This window comes from Sphingobium cupriresistens, assembly GCF_004152865.1.
Lineage (GTDB): Bacteria > Pseudomonadota > Alphaproteobacteria > Sphingomonadales > Sphingomonadaceae > Sphingobium > Sphingobium cupriresistens.
This window is the reverse complement of sequence record NZ_SEOO01000143.1, coordinates 1-645: the sequence shown is the minus strand read 5'-3', so window position 1 is coordinate 645 and position 645 is coordinate 1. Positions and strand designations below refer to the sequence as shown.

General features: G+C 58.1%; 2 protein-coding genes. Both read left to right on the top strand.

What is annotated here, in order from left to right; genetic code table 11:
• Positions 1–15: 15 nt before the first annotated feature.
• On the top strand, positions 16–174 hold the full coding sequence (locus tag EWH12_RS22030) for a hypothetical protein (RefSeq protein WP_479725517.1): 159 nt from the start codon (positions 16–18) through the stop codon (positions 172–174).
• Positions 175–316: 142 nt separating this feature from the next.
• A partial coding sequence (locus tag EWH12_RS22025) for a recombinase family protein (RefSeq protein WP_129927826.1) occupies positions 317–645 on the top strand: 329 nt, incomplete at its 3' end.

Genomic DNA, 645 nt, shown 5'->3' with positions numbered 1-645 from the left:
TATGTGAACACCCGCATGCTTCAGACCGTACTGGTTGAGCCGAAGTGGGCGGGGCGGATGACGCCGGAAGATTATCGTGGTCTCACGCCGTTGATCTACAGTCATGTGAACCCTTATGGCCGCTTCGACCTCGACCTGAACGACCGGATTGATTTTGGACGGCTTGCAGCGTGAGGCGGCTGATCGGCCTATAACATTTGGGTACGCCCCAGAGTGATAGGGCCGAGTGACACCATTCGTCTGTCACAAAAGGGTGGGTTTGCGCTCAATGTGACGATACACTGCAAGAGCCACCCTAATGTGACGGATTTTGCACTTGGCTCGTATCGGATATGCCCGCGTCAGCACCACGGACCAGGATCTGGATATCCAGATTGGCCGCCTCAAGAATGCAGGTTGCGAAATTATCCGTTCCGAGACCGGATCGGGGGCCTCGCGGAGCGGGCGCACGGAACTGGAAACGATCATGCAGTTTATGCACACCGGCGACGAGCTGGTCGTGCTGCGGCTCGACCGGCTCGGCCGCTCCACGCGCGATGTCCTGAACCTGGTGCATGAGCTTGATGAAAAGGGAGCTTCGCTGCGCATCCTTGAGCCAGAGGTGACGACGGCGGGCGACATGGGGCGAATGGTCATCACCATACT

Excerpts from the sequence above, each read along its gene's own strand:
- EWH12_RS22030 (WP_479725517.1), top strand. The coding sequence starts at position 16 with ATGCTTCAGACCGTACTGGTTGAGCCGAAGTGGGCGGGGCGGATGACG.